Origin of the sequence: Microvirga sesbaniae, assembly GCF_025460805.1 — a bacterium.
Lineage (GTDB): Bacteria > Pseudomonadota > Alphaproteobacteria > Rhizobiales > Beijerinckiaceae > Microvirga > Microvirga sesbaniae.
Window position 1 is genome coordinate 215,859 of the sequence record NZ_JAMXFJ010000001.1, and the last position, 17,055, is coordinate 232,913.

The 17,055-nt window shown below is 68.0% G+C and carries 13 protein-coding genes; 10 read left to right on the plus strand and 3 right to left on the minus strand.

Annotation, left to right across the window (positions count from 1 at the left end):
• Positions 1–92 precede the first annotated feature (92 nt).
• Together OCW50_RS00995 and OCW50_RS01000 are read left to right on the plus strand one after the other, a co-directional pair.
• Complete coding sequence (locus OCW50_RS00995; RefSeq protein ID WP_262296119.1) at positions 93–968, plus strand: TIGR01459 family HAD-type hydrolase; 876 nt, start codon at positions 93–95, stop codon at positions 966–968.
• 257 nt (positions 969–1,225) lie between these two features.
• A complete protein-coding gene (locus OCW50_RS01000; RefSeq protein WP_262296120.1) occupies positions 1,226–2,170 on the plus strand; it encodes a bifunctional riboflavin kinase/FAD synthetase in 945 nt (314 codons plus the stop codon).
• A gap of 135 nt (positions 2,171–2,305) precedes the next feature.
• Here the strand turns inward: OCW50_RS01000 and OCW50_RS01005 are convergent, their stop codons facing one another.
• Positions 2,306–3,475, minus strand: a complete 1,170-nt coding sequence (locus OCW50_RS01005) for a DUF3095 domain-containing protein (protein ID WP_262296121.1) — start codon at positions 3,473–3,475, stop codon at positions 2,306–2,308.
• 8 nt (positions 3,476–3,483) lie between these two features.
• Positions 3,484–3,987 carry a peptide-methionine (R)-S-oxide reductase MsrB gene (msrB, locus tag OCW50_RS01010; RefSeq protein ID WP_262268469.1) on the minus strand — a complete coding sequence of 168 codons (504 nt, stop codon included), beginning with the start codon at positions 3,985–3,987 and terminating at the stop codon, positions 3,484–3,486.
• A 754-nt stretch (positions 3,988–4,741) separates the two neighbouring features.
• On the opposite strand from msrB, the gene ileS reads away from it, so the two are divergent.
• From ileS to OCW50_RS01050, 8 genes are all read left to right on the plus strand, one after another.
• Positions 4,742–7,690, plus strand: a complete 2,949-nt coding sequence (gene ileS / locus OCW50_RS01015; RefSeq protein WP_262296122.1) for an isoleucine--tRNA ligase — start codon at positions 4,742–4,744, stop codon at positions 7,688–7,690.
• A gap of 167 nt (positions 7,691–7,857) precedes the next feature.
• On the plus strand, positions 7,858–8,322 hold the full coding sequence (gene lspA, locus OCW50_RS01020; protein WP_262268548.1) for a signal peptidase II: 465 nt from the start codon (positions 7,858–7,860) through the stop codon (positions 8,320–8,322).
• An 87-nt stretch (positions 8,323–8,409) separates the two neighbouring features.
• Positions 8,410–9,048 carry a hypothetical protein gene (locus OCW50_RS01025; RefSeq protein ID WP_262296123.1) on the plus strand — a complete coding sequence of 213 codons (639 nt, stop codon included), beginning with the start codon at positions 8,410–8,412 and terminating at the stop codon, positions 9,046–9,048.
• 214 nt (positions 9,049–9,262) lie between these two features.
• Complete coding sequence (locus tag OCW50_RS01030) at positions 9,263–10,594, plus strand: M16 family metallopeptidase (protein WP_262296124.1); 1,332 nt, start codon at positions 9,263–9,265, stop codon at positions 10,592–10,594.
• A 31-nt stretch (positions 10,595–10,625) separates the two neighbouring features.
• Entirely contained in the window at positions 10,626–11,903 is a 1,278-nt protein-coding gene (locus OCW50_RS01035; RefSeq protein WP_262296125.1) for a M16 family metallopeptidase, read from the plus strand.
• Between the two features lie 167 nt (positions 11,904–12,070).
• Complete coding sequence (locus OCW50_RS01040) at positions 12,071–13,387, plus strand: phosphoglucose isomerase-related protein (RefSeq protein ID WP_262296126.1); 1,317 nt, start codon at positions 12,071–12,073, stop codon at positions 13,385–13,387.
• 254 nt (positions 13,388–13,641) lie between these two features.
• Entirely contained in the window at positions 13,642–15,492 is a 1,851-nt protein-coding gene (mutL, locus tag OCW50_RS01045) for a DNA mismatch repair endonuclease MutL (RefSeq protein WP_262296127.1), read from the plus strand.
• Between the two features lie 227 nt (positions 15,493–15,719).
• Positions 15,720–16,574 carry a lysine/arginine/ornithine ABC transporter substrate-binding protein gene (locus OCW50_RS01050; RefSeq protein ID WP_262268476.1) on the plus strand — a complete coding sequence of 285 codons (855 nt, stop codon included), beginning with the start codon at positions 15,720–15,722 and terminating at the stop codon, positions 16,572–16,574.
• Between the two features lie 31 nt (positions 16,575–16,605).
• On the opposite strand, the gene OCW50_RS01055 is transcribed toward OCW50_RS01050, so the two are convergent.
• A complete protein-coding gene (locus OCW50_RS01055; protein WP_262268477.1) occupies positions 16,606–17,010 on the minus strand; it encodes a PilZ domain-containing protein in 405 nt (134 codons plus the stop codon).
• Positions 17,011–17,055: the final 45 nt, after the last annotated feature.

Here is a 17,055-nt window from a genome sequence, read left to right on the forward strand (position 1 = left end):
ATGCCGATTCCCTATGTGCACACCGTTCGGCGCGGACCGGCAGGGCCGCGTCAGCGGCCCTCACGGTCCGCACGATGTGCCAGGGAGACCTCATGACCGCTCCGTCCCGTCCCGTCCACGTCGAGGGCCTGCAGCCTCTCGCCGACAACTACGATCTCGTCCTGTGCGACGTCTGGGGCGTGCTCCACAACGGGGTCAAGGCCTACGAGGCGGCCAGCGATGCGCTCACCCGGTTCCGCGCCAACGGCGGACGGGTCGTCCTCGTGTCCAACGCGCCCCGGCCCGGGGCCTCCGTCGGAACGCAGCTCGACGGCTTCGGCGTGCCCCGCACGGCCTATGACGCCATCGTCACCTCCGGAGACCTGACGCGGCTCGCCATCGCGGAGCGCATCGACAGGATCGTCCACCATATCGGGCCGCCCCGGGACATGCCGATCTACGGCGGGCTCGACGTGCGCTTCGGCTCCATCGACGAGGCCGATTACGTGGTCTGCTCGGGCTTCGACAACGACGAGGAGGAGACGGTCGAGGACTACCGGCCGCAGCTCGAGGCCATGCGGCGCCGGCAGCTGCTCATGGTCTGCGCCAATCCGGACCTCATCGTGGAGCGCGGCAGCATGATCCTGCCCTGCGCGGGAACGATCGCGCTCGCCTACGAGGAGATGGGCGGCGAGGTCTTCTATGCGGGCAAGCCGCATAGTCCCGTCTACGACCGGGCGCTCGCTGTCGGGGCGGAAATCGCCGGACGTTCCATCCCGAAGGAGAAGGTGCTCGCCGTCGGCGACGCGATCCGCACGGACATCGCGGGCGCGGCGGGTTACGGCATCGACTCGCTCATGATCGCCCGCGGCATCCACGCCGAGGAACTGGGCCTCCACAACGGAGGCCTCGTCTCGGACCATGTGCAGGACTGGGTCGACCGTCAGCCGGTCCGGCCGACGGCCTTCACGGAAGTCCTGTCCTGGTAGAGCGCGACAGGACGTGAGACTGTCATCACCGGGATTGTCCCGGTGATCCCGCTTCCGTGAGGCGTTGCGCCCTTCCCATCGGGATGGCCGGCGAGAGGCGGGTGATGACCGGCCGGCCATGACGCCGGAGGGCGGGCCATCGTCCGTGAACCCCGCCGGGTTGAATCGAAAGCGCCTCCCTTGACCCGCAGGCCGGTTTTCGACAGGGTCGCGCCCGCACCCATATCCGCCCGATGAGTTCCGAGGTCTCTCTCCCGATGCCCACCCCGTTCGCGATCTGCCGCGATGGCGAGCCCGTGCCCGAGAGCCTCGTGGGAGCCGTAGCGGCCATCGGCAATTTCGACGGCGTGCACCGGGGACACCGGCATCTCCTGACGATGGCCCAGACCAGCGGCCGTCCGTCCGCCGTCGTCACCTTCGAGCCTCATCCGCGCACCTTCTTCCAGCCCGACAGGCCGCTCTTCCGCCTGACGCCCGAGCCGGTGAAGCTCGCGATCTTCGAGCGACTGGGCCTCGACGGGGTCTTCCAGCGGCACTTCAGCGGCGGCCTCGCGGCCCTGACGGCGGCGGGTTTCGTCGATCTGCTGGCGCGGGACCTCCGGCTCTCGGGCGTGGTGATCGGCCACGATTTCCATTTCGGCCGCGGGCGCGAGGGCAATCCGGCCCGGATGGCGGAGCTGTGCCGGGAGCGCGGGCTCGATTGTCTGGTCGCGCCTGCGATCGTCGAGGGGACGGAGCCGGTCTCCTCCAGCGCCATCCGGGCGGCCCTGGAGGCGGGCGACATCGCCACGGCCAACCGGCTTCTCGGCTACCGCTGGTTCGTGCAGGCGCAGGTGCGCCACGGCGACAAGCGCGGCCGGGAGCTCGGCTACCCTACCGCCAACATGCGGCTTCCCGACGATTGCCGTCTCCGCCACGGGATCTACGCGGTCAGGGCCAGCGTGGCGGGCCGGCCGGTCGACGGCGTCGCAAGCTTCGGCCGCAGGCCCACCTTCGACAACGGCGCCCCGCTCCTCGAGGTGCACCTGTTCGATTTTTCCGGGGATCTGTACGGGCAAACCCTGGACGTTGAGTTCGTCGGCTGGATCCGAGGCGAGGAACGCTTCGACGGCATCGAGGCGCTGATCGCCCGGATGGATCGGGATTCGGTCGAGGCGAAGCGGATGCTGGCCGCGGACAGGACGGTCTCGATGATCGGCTGATCGTTCGACGCGGTGCCGGAGGCTCACGATGATCTGACGCAGCTCACCGAAGCGTCCCAAGAACCAACCATGTCATGGCCGGGCTTGTCCCGGCCTTCCCGATCCTCGTTTCGTTCCTTCCGGCGCGATCCCGCTTCACGCGGCAGGCTTGAGCCCCTGTGCGGCCATGGCGTAGCCGCCCATGGCACCGTCGACGAAGTGGATATGGTCGCTGCGGGTCGCCGAAGGCACGAAGCAGGTCATGAGGGCGGCCTCCTGCCGGTGCAGGCCGTAATGGGCGATCCCCGTCCGCCGCGCCTCCGAGAGCAGGGCTTCGAGCCGGTCGGCGAGCGCCGGGGTGCAGTCGAGGGTCATGCGCAGGCCGTCGTCGAACTTGCGGAAATCCGTGTTCTCGACCAGCTGGCGCCTGTAGCGGACCGGATCGAAGCGGCCGACCTTGAGCCCGAACCGGAAGACCAGGAACGAGATCAGGCGGCGGACCGCCAATTTCCCTAAGGTAAGAAGGCCCGCCCCATCCCGCGAGACGGTTTTCGCCTCGATGCCGAAGCCCCTGAAGGGCGTGGTCAGGGCCGGTCCGTTTTCGGGGAGAGGCCGGCCGGCCTCCTGGCCCTCGGCCAGGGACAGGACCTGTCCGACGAGGGTGTTGAAGGCGTCCGGGCCCGCCGTGGGCTCGGGCAGCAGGATCAGGGACAGGATGACGCCGCGCTGGGGGGTGATCTCGTCGAAGCGGCAGGTCAGCCCGGTCAGATCGGGCAGGGTGCCGGGCGGCGCCGGAGGCACCGCGAAGGCGCCGTCCTTCATCCGCCGCTCGGCATAGGCGAGGCCGCCGCCGGAGAACATGGCGTAGGACACGTCGGGGGAGGCCGCGAAGCGGGCGATCCGCACGTCGTGGCCCTTGGCCCGGATCTCCGCAACCGGAACCATGGCGATGCGCAGCTCGAAGCCGAAGACGTCCCGCACCCAGGCGGCCACGGCGGCCAGCGCCTCGCGGGCGGGACCGGATTGAGAGGCCGGCAGGGCGAAGCTTGCTCCGTCGCCGCCGAACACGAAGGGGAATTCGCTCGTGCCGAGCCTGTTGGCCACAGCCGCGATCACGGAGGCGGCCGCCGTGTTGACCTCCTTGTAGCGCCCGGCCGCGATGGCGCCGGTCGAGCGCACGATGTCGCTGAGGCCCAGCACCCAATCGTCCGGCACGGGCATGTAGAGCCCGGGATCGGTCAATTGGGAGAAATGGTCGAAGACCGGCAGGCGGGCGTAGAAGTCCGCCTCCGCGTGCCGGCCCGTTTCCTGAAGAGGGACGCCCATGGTGGGCGTCAGCCCGCCGCTTCGCCCTCCGGGGCTCCTCGACCCAGCTCGTCCGGGAGCGGGTCGCCTTCGGCCACGAAGCGCATCGACACCGAGTTCATGCAGTAGCGCTCGCCGGTCGGCGGCGGGCCGTCGTTGAACACGTGGCCGAGATGCCCCTCGCAGCGGGCGCAACGGATCTCGGTGCGGACCATGCCGTAGCTCGTGTCCCGCACGAACGCGATGTGCTCGCGGTCGATCGGGTCGAAGAAGCTCGGCCAGCCGGTGCCGGATTCGAACTTGGTGCCCGCGTTGAACAGCGGCAGGCCGCAGAGGCGGCAGCAATAGGTGCCCTTCTCCTTGGCCTCGTTGAAGATGCCGCAGAACGGCCGCTCGGTGCCGTGCTCCAGCAGGACCCGGCGCTCCTCGTCGTCGAGGTTCGCCACCAGGGCGTGCAATTGTTCGCGGCTGGGCGGGGTGAGGTCGAAGCCGGCCTTCGAGCGCCGCTTCTCGTCCACGGGGGAGTGAGCCATTGTTCTTCCTCTCAATCAGCTTGGAGAAACCTTACACCGGAATGGCGTCCAGCGTCTTCGGCTCCTCGATCGAATGCCCGTCAGGGCCGCCCTGAACGCGACGGAGGCCTCGACAGCCGTCCGACGCTGGCGCATGACGGCACCGAGGGGCCTGTGGGCGGCAAGGCCGAGCCACGGATCGAAGGACAGGCCCTCGTCGATGGCGGCCGCTTTGCCGTCGCTCCAGGTCTCCTGAGGCTCAACCGTGATGCGACCGACCGGAATATAGGGACTCGTCTGCTCCGGCCACAAGACGGAGGCATCCTCGACCGGCAGGGGGCGAGGATGCCGCAGCGGATCGGGGCCTGCGAACAGAAGGCCTCACCCAGGCTCTCCCGGCCGCGCGAGAGCGCCGGGACCACCGTCTTGGTCCGGTCGAGCCGGTCGGGGACATGGGAAGGGTTCCATCTTCGAGACGCGGGCCCGTTCGGCCCGCGCGGGGGCAAATCGGAACCGTGGCGATGGTTCCGGGCCGGTGGTCCGGCCGTTCGGCAAACCCATGCGTCTGCGCTTTATTATCCGGCCCGGCGCTGCTAAAAGGCTCGTCATGTCCACGGCTTCCCAGGCTCCGCTGGCCGCCCGCATAGGGGCTGCGCGAATTATCGGCCCGGCTTTCGCATGACCCGCGAAGGTCCGGGATCCTAGCCGTTCGCCTCCGACAGAAGCCCGATGCGCCCGCCTCATTTTACGGGCCACACAAGACCGATTGACCACGATGACCGACAAGCCCGAAAGCGCCGCCCGCGACTATTCCGAAACCCTCTTCCTGCCGCAGACCGAGTTCCCCATGCGGGCCGGCCTGCCGCAACGGGAGCCACTGCTCCTCCAGCGCTGGAACGAGAACCGGCTCTACGAGCGCCTGCGCGAGGTCCAGAAGGGCCGTCCGCGCTTCGTGCTGCATGACGGCCCGCCCTACGCCAACGGCAACATCCATATCGGCCATGCGCTGAACAAGATCCTCAAGGACATGGTGGTCCGCTCCCAGGGCATGCTGGGCTTTGATTCCAACTACGTGCCCGGCTGGGACTGCCATGGCCTGCCGATCGAGTGGAAGATCGAGGAGGAGTACCGAGCAAAGGGCAAGAACAAGGACGACGTGGACATCGTCGAGTTCCGCCGCGAATGCCGGGCCTTCGCCGAGAAGTGGATCGACGTGCAGCGCGAGGAGTTCAAGCGCCTGGGGGTCGAGGGCGACTGGACGAACCCCTACCAGACCATGAGTTACGATGCGGAAGCGCAGATCGCCCGCGAGATCATGAAGTTCGCGGTGAGCGACCAGCTCTATCGCGGCTCCAAGCCGGTCATGTGGTCGTCCGTGGAGAAGACCGCGCTGGCCGAGGCCGAGGTCGAGTACCACGAGAAGACCTCCACGACGATCTGGGTGAAGTTCAGGATCACCAACACGCTGGACGGCGATCTCGACGGCGCGTCCGTGGTCATCTGGACGACCACCCCCTGGACGATCCCGGCGAACCGCGCCATCGCGTATGGCGACACCATCGCCTACGGCCTCTACGAGGTCACGGAGGCGGCGGACGACAACTGGGCCAAGGTGGGCGACCGTCTCGTCATCGCCGACAAGCTCGCGGCCGATGTCTTCGCCACCGCGCGCGTCGCCGAATACAGGCGCGTGAAGGACGTGCTCCCGGTGATGATCGAGCGCTGCGCGCATCCGTTCCGCGGGCTCAAGGGCGCGCATGGCTATTGGGACTTCGGCGTTCCGGTCCTGCCGGCCGACTACGTGACCGACGACGCGGGCACGGGCTTCGTGCACACGGCGCCCGGCCACGGCGCGGACGACTACAACACCTACGTGAAGCACCGCGACGTCTTCGCCGCCTGCGGCACGAGGGAAGTGCCGCACACGGTCTCGCCGGACTCGTCGTATTTCCCCGACGTGCCGTTCTTCGCCGGCGAGCGCATCTACGACGACAAGGGCAAGGATGCCGGCGCCAACGAGGCGGTGATCAAGAAGCTCGTCGAGGTCGGGGCGCTCGTCGCGCGCGGGCGCCTCAAGCACCAGTATCCGCACTCCTGGCGCTCGAAGGGTCCGCTGATCTTCCGCAACACGCCGCAATGGTTCATCTCGATGGACAAGCCGCTCGACGCTCACGGCGACACCCTGCGCCAGCGCGCGCTGCACGGCATCAAGACCGTCGAGTGGGTGCCCGAAACCGGCGAGAACCGCATCACCGGCATGATCGAGAACCGGCCCGACTGGGTGGTCTCGCGCCAGCGCGCCTGGGGTGTGCCGATCGCGGTCTTCGTCCGGAAGGGCACCAACGAGATCCTCAAGGACGAACGCGTCAACGACGCCATCGCGCAAGCCTTCGAGCAGGAGGGCGCGGATGCCTGGTATGCCGATGACGGATCGCGCTTCCTGAAGGCCGGCGGCTACGACCTTGGCGATTTCGACAAGATCAACGACATCCTCGACGTCTGGTTCGATTCCGGCTGCACCCACGCCTTCGCGCTCGAGAAGCGCGAGGACTTGAAGGTGACGCGCAAGGTGGACGGCGGGCCCGACCAGGTCATGTATCTCGAAGGCTCGGACCAGCACCGCGGCTGGTTCCACTCCTCGCTGCTCGAGAGCTGCGGCACGCGCGGCCGCGCGCCCTACGACATCGTCGTCACGCACGGCTTCACCCTCGACGAGCAGGGCCGCAAGATGTCGAAGTCGCTCGGCAACACGGTCGCGCCGCAGAGCATCATCAAGGAATACGGCGCCGACATCCTGCGCCTCTGGACCGCGTCGGTCGATTACTGGGACGATCAGCGCATCGGTCCGGAGATCATCAAGACGACGGCCGAGACCTACCGCAAGCTGCGCAACACGATCCGCTGGATGCTGGGCTCGCTGGCGCATTTCCGCGAGGCCGACACGGTCGCGTTCGACGAGATGCCCGATCTCGAGCGCTTCGTGCTGCACCGCCTGGTCGAACTCGGCGGCGAGGTGCGCGAGGCCTATGGCAACTACGACTACAAGCGCGTGGTCGCGCTGCTGACCTCGTTCATGACCACGGACCTGTCGGCGTTCTATTTCGACATCCGCAAGGACTCGCTCTACTGCGATCCGATCTCCGGCAAGGTGCGCAAGAGCGCCCTCACGGTGATCGACCAGACCTTCCGCTGCGTCGCGGCCTGGATCGCCCCGATCCTCGCCTTCACGGCGGAGGAGTCCTGGCTCGCCCGCTATCCGCAGGCGGAATCGGTGCATCTGGAAACCTTCCCGCAGGTGCCGGCCGAGTGGCGCGACGAGGCGCTCGCCGAACGCTGGGCGAAGGTCCGCCGCGTCCGCCGCGTCGTCACCGGCGCGCTGGAGATCGAGCGCGCGCAGAAGCGCATCGGCGCGAGCCTGGAGGCGGCGCCCGTCGTCCACATCGCCGACGAGAGCCTGTTCCGGGCCGTCCAAGGCCTGGACCTCGCCGAGATCTGCATCACGTCGGGCATCCAGGTGGTGCAGGGCGAAGGCCCGGCCGACGCCTTCCGCCTCGAGGACGTCAAGGGCGTGGCGGTCGTGCCGGCCCTGGCCCAGGGCCGCAAATGCGCCCGCTCCTGGAAGGTCACACCCGATGTCGGGGCCGATCCCGATTACCCGGACGTGACGCCCCGCGACGCGGCGGCCCTGCGCGAATGGGACCAGCTGAAGGCGGCGGCGGAATGAGCAAGCCCGACGATTCCGGCGTGCCGCTGACGGATGCGGGGATGACCCCGCAGGCCGGTTCGCCGCGTTCGCGCCCCGCGAACCGGTCGGGGAGCTCGAAAGGCGGGAGTTCGAAAGGAAGAGGCAGGGGCCGGGCGGTCCAGAAGGGCCTGTCGGCCGCCGCCGTCCTGGGCTTCACGGCGGCCCTGCTCACCCTGGTGCTCGATCAGGCCACCAAGCTCTATACCCTGTTCGTCTACGATCTGCCGGTGAGGGAGCCGGTCGCGTTCGCTCCCTTCGTCAACCTGATCGTGGTGTGGAACCGGGGCATTTCCTACGGTCTGTTCCAGCAGAACTCGGAGATCGGCCGCTGGGGGCTGATCGTCATCTCGATCCTGGCCGCCATCGGCCTGTCGTTCTGGATCCGGCGCACCACGGCCAAGCTTCTGGCCGCGTCCCTCGGCCTGATCGTCGGCGGGGCGATCGGGAACGTCATCGACCGGCTGGCCTACGGGGCCGTGTTCGATTTCATCCAGATCCATGTGGGAACCTGGTCCTGGTACGTGTTCAACGTGGCCGATGCCGCCATCGTTGCGGGGGTGGTTGGTTTGCTTTATGACTCCTTCGTCCTGGAGGGGCGGCGGGCGAAATAACGATATTTTGTGGCGCCGTTTGCCATATGTTCGCCAGAATGAGCGATCAGGCCTTCCGGCCACAATGAGAAACGAATGGTGGGTGCCATGAAGGGAATGAAAATCATAGGCCGCGCGGGGGCCTTGGCGCTTCTGATCGCCGCCACCGGCGCTTCGGCCGAGGAAGGCGAGGCCGTGAAGAGCATCCTCGGCGCCATCGGCATCATTCCCAAGGAGAAGGCCCCCATCACCTACAACGAGCGCGCGCCGCTCGTGCTTCCGCCCAAGATGGATCTGCCGGCCCCGGTCGCGAGCAGCGGTGCCGAGGCGCGCAACGCCAACTGGCCCAAGGATCCGGACGTGGCGGCCCGCCGCAAGGCCGCGGCCGAAGCCCGCATGCCCTACACCAGTTCCGAACTCTACAAGAACACGGAAGGCAAGCGTCTCTCCATCGAGGAGATGCGCGCCGGACGCAATCCCAACGCCGTGGCCGCCGGCCCGCAATACCCGGTCGGCCGGCAGGCCGATATCGCCCGCATGAGCCCCGACGAGCTGCGCGCCTTCTCCAAGGAGGACAAGCCGCAGCTCGAAGGCAACGGCCTCGACCGGCGCTATCTCAGCGATCCTCCGGGCGATCTGCTCAAGGCCCAGGGCGGCCGCCGCATCAAGGCCACGGCCGATCCGATCGTGTCCGGCGATCCCGACAGCCCGTCGGCCTATCTCCGCCAGCAGCAGAGCAGGCAGTAAGCATTGTCTCCTCCTTCCTTCCTTCAGGCGAACGGATCGACCCGTTCGCCTGAAACCGTTATGGGGCCATCAAAAGCCAAGCCTGCTCCGACACTTCCGGACAATTCGCGCCGCACAGGAAAGATCAGCGGCTTCGCTTGCATAGCCTCCTAATTTGACTATCCCGTAGGAACCACCCTGCGAAACGCATTGATGTCGCCAAGGTTGAAACGTCATGGACACCGCCTCAAAGCCCCTTCTTCGCGCTGACGCCGCCTCCTTCGGGCGGACGGAAGGCAGTGGCCCGAACCTGTCCTCCTTCACGCTCGACAATGGTCTCGACGTCGTGGTCATCCCGGACCGCCGGGTCCCTGTGGTCACGCATATGATCTGGTACCGCAACGGTTCGGCCGATGATCCGCTCGGACAGTCGGGCATCGCGCATTTCCTCGAGCATCTGATGTTCAAGGGCACGGAGAAGCACCCGGCCGGGGAGTTCTCGAAGGTGGTCTCGGGCCTCGGCGGTCAGGAGAATGCGTTCACGTCCTTCGACTACACGGCCTATTTCCAGCGCGTCGCCCGCGAGAACCTCAAGACCATGATGGAGTTCGAGGCCGACCGCATGACGAACCTCCTCCTGGAGGAATCCGTCATCGCGCCCGAGCGCGACGTGGTGCTCGAAGAGCGCCGCATGCGCGTCGAGACCGATCCGTCGGCGCAGCTCTCCGAAGCGATGGCGGCTTCCCTGTTCGTGCATCACCCCTACGGCATTCCGATCATCGGCTGGATGCACGAGATCGAGACGCTCAACCGCGATCATGCGCTCGACTATTATCGCCGCTTCTACACGCCCGAGAACGGCATTCTGGTCGTGGCGGGCGACGTTAGCGAGGACGAGGTGCGCCGGCTGGCCGACGCCACCTACGGCTGCATCGCCCCGCAGGGCAAGCGTCCGGTCCGGATGCGTCCGCGCGAGCCCGAGCCCGTGGCGGCGCGCCACATCACCGTGGCCGATCCGAAGGTCGAGCAGCCGACCATGCAGCGGCTCTACCTCGTACCGTCCTGCCGCACGGCCTCGCAGCGCGACTGCTACTCGCTCGAGCTTCTCGCCGAGGTGATCGGCGGCGGGCCGACCTCGTATCTCTACCGCAAGCTCGTGATGGAGCGCGGCATCGCCGTGAACGCCGGCGCCTGGTACATGTCCTCCGCCATGGAGGATACGCGCTTCTGCGTCTATGCCGTGCCGGCCGAAGGCGTGTCGCTGCAGGCGCTGGAAGAGGCCGTCGATCAGGTGCTCAAGACCATTCCGGCCGAGGCGCTCGACGGGGATTCCATCGAACGCGCCAAGACGCGCCTCGTGGCCGAGACGATCTATTCCACCGACAGCCAATCCTCGCTCGCCCGCATCTACGGCTCGGCGCTCGCCATCGGCGAGACCATCGAGGAGGTGCGCCGCTGGCCGGTCGAGATCGAAACCATCCAGAAGGACGATCTCGCCTCCGCGGCCGAGCGCTATCTCATTCCCCGCCGTTCCGTGACGGGCTATCTGCAGAAGCCGGTCTCCTAAAAAGCCCGCCTGCACAAGAACCGAGGTGCCCATGACAGCTTCTGTCGAAACCATGTCCTCGTCTCCGACCACGGTGAAGGCGCTGACCTCCGCCCGTGGGGTCGAGGCATGGCACGTCGAGTCCGACGTGGTTCCGCTGATCGCCGTTTCCTTCATCTTCGAGGGGGGCTCGGCGCACGATCCCGCGGACAAGCCCGGCGTGGCGCAGATGCTCGCGCGCCTGCTCGACGAAGGAGCCGGCGAGTACGATTCCGACGCCTTCCAGGAGCGCCTGGCGGCCCATGCCATCGAGCTGTCGTTCAATGCGGGCAACGACGCCCTCGGCGGCTCCCTGAAGACGCTGGTCAAGCACGCGGACGAAGCCTTCGATCTGCTGCGGCTCGCCTTGACCGAACCGCGCTTCGACCAGGATGCCATCGAGCGCGTGCGCGCCCAGACCATCGCGGGCCTGAAGTACCAGCAGAACGATCCGGGCGTCATGGCGACGCGCCGCTTCTTCGAGGAGGGCTTCTCCGGCCATCCCTACGGGCGTCCAACCTCGGGCACGCCCGAGAGCGTCGCGGCGATCACCCGCGACGATCTCGTCGCCATGCACAAGGCCATCATCGCCCGCGGCCGCGTCAAGATCGCCGTGGTGGGCGCCATCGGCGGCGACGACCTCTCCGCTCTGCTCGACAAGGTGTTCGGCTTCCTGCCGGAAGCCCCGGCCCTCGGCCTCATCGAGACCGCCTCGCTGCAGAAGCTCGGAACGCGCATCGTTGTCGATCTCGACGTGCCCCAATCGGTCATCCGCTTCGGCATGAACGGCATCGCCTGGCGCGATCCGGGCTTCATCCCGGCCTATGTGCTCAACCACATCCTCGGCGGCGGCGCGTTCACCTCGCGCCTGTTCCAGGAAGTGCGCGAGAAGCGCGGCCTCGCCTACAGCGTCGGCACCTCCCTCGTGAGCTACCGTTCGGCCAGCATGACCTGGGGCTACACCGCCACCAAGAACGAGCGCGTGGTCGAGGCGCTCGACGTCATCGCGGACGAGATGGCGAAGCTGACGAGCGAAGGCCCGTCCGACGAGGAGCTGCAGAAGGCGAAGGATTACCTCACCGGCTCCTACGCCCTCGGCTTCGACACCTCGACGAAGATCGCCCACACCCTGGCGCAGATCGCGTTCGAAGGCCTCGGCATCGACTACATCGCCCGTCGGAACGGCCTGGTCGCTGCCGTGACGCAGGCGGACATCCGCAAGGCTGCCGCGCAGATCTTCGGCGACGGCCGGATGCTCACGGTGATCGCCGGCCGGCCAACCGGCGTGTGACCGCCACCTGGTCACCGGGCATGTCCCGGTGACCGCGATCCGAGGGGCGCCGCGCTCCCGAACAGCCGGCCGGAGCAGACACCTCGCGCCCGCTCCCACGGCCCTAGCCTCCGGCGCCGCTCTGCCCTAATCTTTCGCTCCTGCTTTGAACGAGTCGGAGTACGCCCATGGCCCTGCAGCAATCGATCGATCTTGCCCTTGACACCAATATCGGGGAAGGCGGTCTGCCGCAGGCGGCGCTCGACGATGCGCTGGGCCTCGTCGGCGAGGCCATGAAGCGGCTGGCCGAGGACGATGCGTCGGGCCGGCTGCCGCTTCTCCACATGCCGCGCACCACCGACGATCTGGCCGGCATCCGCGAGGCGGCCGCTTTCCTGCGCGACGATGCGACCGACGTGGTCATTCTCGGCGTCGGCGGATCGAGCCTCGGCGGACAGACCCTCGCGCAGCTGAAGGATTACGCGGTGCCGGGCACGGGCCGCTTCACAGAGAGCCCCCGCATCCACTTCCTCGACAATCTCGATCCGATCACCTTCGACCGCATCCTGCACAAGCTCCCGCTCTCATCGAGCAAGTTCGTGGCGATCTCTAAATCCGGGGGCACGGGCGAGACGCTGATGCAGACCATCGCGGTGCTCACGGCCCTGGAAAAGGCCGGCCTGCGCTCCCATCCCAACGATCTGTTCCTCGGCCTGTCCGAGCCTCGCAAGGACGGCGGCAAGAACGCCCTTCGCGATCTCCTGGAGCCGGAGGGCGTGCGCTTCCTGGAGCACCATACCGGCATCGGCGGGCGCTATTCGGTGCTGACCAATGTGGGGCTCCTGCCGGCCGCGGTGCTCGGTCTGGACATCGACGCCATCCGGCAGGGCGCGGCCGACGCCTACGCGCCGTTCCGCAGCGGGGCCGCGGCCAAGGACGCGCCGGCCGCCCTGGGGGCCGCGCTCAACGTGGCGGCCGCCAAGGCCGGCAAGGGCATCGCGGTGACGATGGCCTATGCGGACCGGCTCGAGCGCTTCACCCGCTGGTGGGTCCAGCTCTGGGCCGAGAGCGTCGGCAAGGACGGCAAGGGCACGCAGCCGGTCGCCGCCATCGGCCCGGTGGACCAGCACAGCCAGCAGCAGCTCTATCTCGCCGGCCCCAACGACAAGCTGTTCACGGTGCTGACCACGGGCGTCGCCGGGAAGGGGCCCGTGATGGACGCATCCCTGGCCAAGCGTGCGGGTCAGGCCGCGTTCGCCGGCAAGACCATCGGGGACCTGGTGGCCGCCCAGGGCCGCGCCATGGCCGACACCTTCGCCAAGAACAGCCGCCCGACCCGGCAGATCCATGTCGAGACCCTGAACGAGCGCGCCCTGGGCGAGCTTCTCATGCATTTCATGCTGGAGACGATCCTGGCCGGCTACGCCATGGGGGTCGACCCGTTCGACCAGCCTGCCGTGGAGGAGGCCAAGCTCCTGGCCAAGGAGTATCTGGCGCAAGGGTAACAACGGGACGTCCCACCCGCCACGTCATGGCCGGCCCTGTGCCGGCCATCCCGGTCGGAAAAGCACCCAGCCTCGTCTCATCGGGATCACCGGCACAAGGCCGGTGATGACGGGAGAGGGGGCAGCCTCACATGGCGGCCTCGAGCCCCCGGCGAGAGCCGGAGAGAGCAGGGGAATAACGTCGCGCGTTCTGGTTTCCGTCGCGGTCAGCCCCTATCTTCCCTATTCTCGAATCCGGAGCCGGGACGCCCCGCATGCCTGTTCGCCGCCTCGATCCCATTCTGGTCGACCGCATCGCCGCCGGCGAGGTCGTCGAGCGTCCGGCCGCGGCCGTGAAGGAGCTGGTGGAGAATGCGGTCGATGCGGGCGCGGCCTCCATCGAGATCGCCGTCGAGGCCGGTGGACGGCGCCTGATCCGCATCGTCGACGACGGTCGCGGCATGACCCCGGAGGATCTCGAGCTCGCCGTCGAGCGCCACGCCACCTCCAAGCTTCCGGATGGCGACCTGTTCTCGATCGACACCCTGGGTTTCCGGGGCGAGGCGCTGCCGTCCATCGGGGCGGTCGCGCGCCTGTCCATCGTGACGCGAACCGCGGAGGCGGAGACCGGCTCCTCCATCCTGGTGGAGGCGGGGGTGAAAGGCCCCGTGCGCCCGGCCCCGGCCGCGAAGGGCACCCGGGTCGAGGTGACGGATCTGTTCTCCGCCACGCCGGCGCGCCTGAAATTCCTGAAGAGCGACCGCTCCGAGGCGCAGGCGGTGGCCGAGATCGTCAAGCGGCTCGCCATCGCGCATCCCACGGTCCGCTTCACCCTGTCGGGCGAACACCTGACCGCCTTCACCTACCCGCCGGAGGAGCCCGGCGAGCACGGATTCCTGCGCCGTCTCTCGCGGGTGCTCGGATCCGAGTTCCACGAGAACGCCATGGCCATCGGGGTCGAGCGCGAGGGCGTGCGGCTTACCGGTTTCGCAAGCCTGCCGACCTATCACCGCGGCACCGGAACGGCGATCCATTTCGTGGTCAACGGCCGGCCCGTGCGGGACAAGCTGCTGCTCGGCGCCGTGCGCGGCGCCTACGCGGACGTGATGGCGTCCGACCGGCATCCGGTCCTCGCCATCATGATCGATCTCGATCCCCGGGCGGTGGACGTCAACGTGCATCCGGCCAAGACCGAGGTGCGCTTCCGCGATCCGGCCTTCGTGCGCGGCTTCGTGGTCGGTGCGCTGAAGGAGGCGATCACCCGCACCGCCTTCCGGGCGTCGTCCACGGGCGGGACGCGCACGCTGGAGAGCCTGCGCCCGCAAGGCGCGCTGCCCATGCGCCAGGCCTATCCGCACCGTACCCATGCGATCCGGCCGACCAGCGCCTTCGCCAACTGGCAGGCGCCGCTCGATGCGCCGGAGCGGCCCCATGCGAACGCTTCCGGCTTCGCGGACAGGCAGGCGAGCCTGTCCGATCTGTCGGTTCCGTCCGCCGACAGCCGGGCGGCGACCCAAGAGGTCGAGCCCGAGGCCGGGGAGGCGCCTCTGGGCGCCGCCCGCGCGCAGCTGCACGGCACCTACATCGTCGCGCAGACCCAGGACGGCATCGTCATCGTGGATCAGCATGCCGCCCATGAGCGCCTGGTCTACGAGCGGCTGAAGCGTGAGCGCGCCTCGGCGGGCATCGCCCGGCAATTGCTGCTGATCCCCGAAGTGGTCGACCTCGACCTCGTGGACGCGGACCGGGTGCTGGCCGAGGCTTCGTCCCTGGAGGAGCTCGGTCTCGTGGTCGAGCCGTTCGGCCATGGTGCTCTGCTCGTGCGCGAAGTGCCGTCCGCGCTCGCGGGCGGGCGCATCAAGGCGCTGGTGCAGGATGTGGCCGACGCGCTGGCGGAATGGGGGCAGGGGGCCGCGAGCCCGCTGGAGGAGCGCCTCGACGCGGTGCTCTCGCGCATGTCCTGCCACGGTTCCATCCGGGCCGGACGACGCATGCGGCCCGAGGAGATGAACGCCCTGCTGCGCGAGATGGAGGCGACGCCGCTCTCAGGCCAGTGCAATCACGGCCGGCCGACCTATGTCGAGCTCAAGCTGACGGATATCGAGCGCCTGTTCGGACGGCGCTAGCGCATCGGACGTGAAATGTGGGCCCCCCTTTTGGGCCCGACGGCCGAGGGAACACGGCCCCGGTGCCCGGGCGTTTCCCAGCAGAGGCGTGATGACGTGCTGAGCGCGCAGTGGCCCGGCGCCTTGGCGGCTCCTGGCCGTCGCATCGGGCCGATCTCCTCTCCTTCGAAGGAGCGCGGGCAGCCCTCTCTCGCCTCGGACCAACCCTTTGAGTCAGGAGAACGGCAATGAAGGTCTCACGAATCGTTGGTGTCTCTCTCCTCGGCGCCGCCCTGGCGGTCGGCGGCGCTCTCGCCCAGGGCAAGAAGTGGGACACCGTCAAGATCGCGACGGAAGGCGCCTACGAGCCGTGGAACTTCACCGGGCCGGGCGGCAAGCTCGAGGGCTTCGAGGTCGATCTGGCCAACGAGCTGTGCGCCCGCATGAAGGTGAAGTGCGAGATCGTCGCCCAGGACTGGGACGGCATCATCCCGGCGCTCACCGCCAAGAAGTACGACGCCATCATGGCCGGCATGAGCATCACCGACGAGCGCAAGAAGACCATCGATTTCTCGAACCCCTATGCGGCCGGGCCCAACGGCTTCCTCGTGTCGAAGGATTCTCCGCTCGCCAAGATGCCGGGCACCGGTCAGGCCTTCAACCTGTCGACCCAGCAGGCGGCCGCCGAGAAGGCCATCGCCGACCTGAAGCCGCTCCTGAAGGGCAAGACCGTCGGGGTGCAGACCTCGACCATCCACTCGAACTTCGCCGACAAGTACCTGAAGGACGTGGCCGAGATCCGTGAGTACAAGACCACGGAGCAGCACGATCTCGATCTGGCGGCCGGCCGCATCGACGCGGTTCTGGCGGACGCCACCGCGCTGGGCGGAACCCTGCGCAAGCCCGAGTTCAAGGACTTCGCCATCGTCGGACCCTCGATCACCGGCGGGCTGCTCGGCCCCGGCGTCGGCGTGGGGCTGCGCAAGGAGGAGGCCGATCTGAAGGCCATGTTCAACGAGGCGATCGCGGCCGCCAAGGCGGACGGCACGATCAAGAAGCTGTCGGAGAAGTGGTTCAAGATCGACGTCACACCGACGACCTGAACGGCGCCCCGATCAACGGGACGGCGTTCGATCAGACCGTGGTGCGATAGAGCTTGAGATCCTTGCGCGCCGGCTTGGACGCGAGATGGGCCGGCATGGCGGCCTGGTCGAGGCAAGCCGCGAAGCTCAGCGCCTCGGCGGCTTCGCCGGCCGGAGCCATGTCGGCCTCCTCGGCGCTGAATGCGATGCCGGCGAAATCCCCATGGCGCCAGCAGACCCGTGCCCGGCGCACCTGCAGGTCGTGCGCTGCGATGTACAGCTCGAAGGTTTCCGGCAGGTCCGTGTGCCGCTTGACCGCGATCCTGGCTCCGCCGGTGGAGATATCCTTCACCGTGCAGGAGATCATCGCCTCGGGACCCAGCATGATCTTCGCAGGGTGATGCGTGGGGAAGCGCCTGGCTTGCCGACGGTTATCGAGAGCGGTGACGGGAACCATGGAAGTGACCTTCGGTCAAATGGCGTACGAAGCTTGGCTTTAACC

What these genes read in the sequence shown, in the direction of transcription:
- OCW50_RS01000 (WP_262296120.1), top strand. Translation starts at nt 1,226, where the DNA reads ATGCCCACCCCGTTCGCGATCTGCCGCGATGGCGAGCCCGTGCCCGAG.
- OCW50_RS00995 (WP_262296119.1), top strand. Translation starts at nt 93, where the DNA reads ATGACCGCTCCGTCCCGTCCCGTCCACGTCGAGGGCCTGCAGCCTCTC.
- OCW50_RS01035 (WP_262296125.1), top strand. Translation starts at nt 10,626, where the DNA reads ATGACAGCTTCTGTCGAAACCATGTCCTCGTCTCCGACCACGGTGAAG.
- ileS (WP_262296122.1), top strand. Translation starts at nt 4,742, where the DNA reads ATGACCGACAAGCCCGAAAGCGCCGCCCGCGACTATTCCGAAACCCTC.
- OCW50_RS01030 (WP_262296124.1), top strand. Translation starts at nt 9,263, where the DNA reads ATGGACACCGCCTCAAAGCCCCTTCTTCGCGCTGACGCCGCCTCCTTC.
- OCW50_RS01005 (WP_262296121.1), bottom strand. Translation starts at nt 3,475, where the DNA reads ATGGGCGTCCCTCTTCAGGAAACGGGCCGGCACGCGGAGGCGGACTTC.
- OCW50_RS01050 (WP_262268476.1), top strand. Translation starts at nt 15,720, where the DNA reads ATGAAGGTCTCACGAATCGTTGGTGTCTCTCTCCTCGGCGCCGCCCTG.
- OCW50_RS01040 (WP_262296126.1), top strand. Translation starts at nt 12,071, where the DNA reads ATGGCCCTGCAGCAATCGATCGATCTTGCCCTTGACACCAATATCGGG.
- mutL (WP_262296127.1), top strand. Translation starts at nt 13,642, where the DNA reads ATGCCTGTTCGCCGCCTCGATCCCATTCTGGTCGACCGCATCGCCGCC.
- msrB (WP_262268469.1), bottom strand. Translation starts at nt 3,987, where the DNA reads ATGGCTCACTCCCCCGTGGACGAGAAGCGGCGCTCGAAGGCCGGCTTC.
- OCW50_RS01055 (WP_262268477.1), bottom strand. Translation starts at nt 17,010, where the DNA reads ATGGTTCCCGTCACCGCTCTCGATAACCGTCGGCAAGCCAGGCGCTTC.
- OCW50_RS01025 (WP_262296123.1), top strand. Translation starts at nt 8,410, where the DNA reads ATGAAGGGAATGAAAATCATAGGCCGCGCGGGGGCCTTGGCGCTTCTG.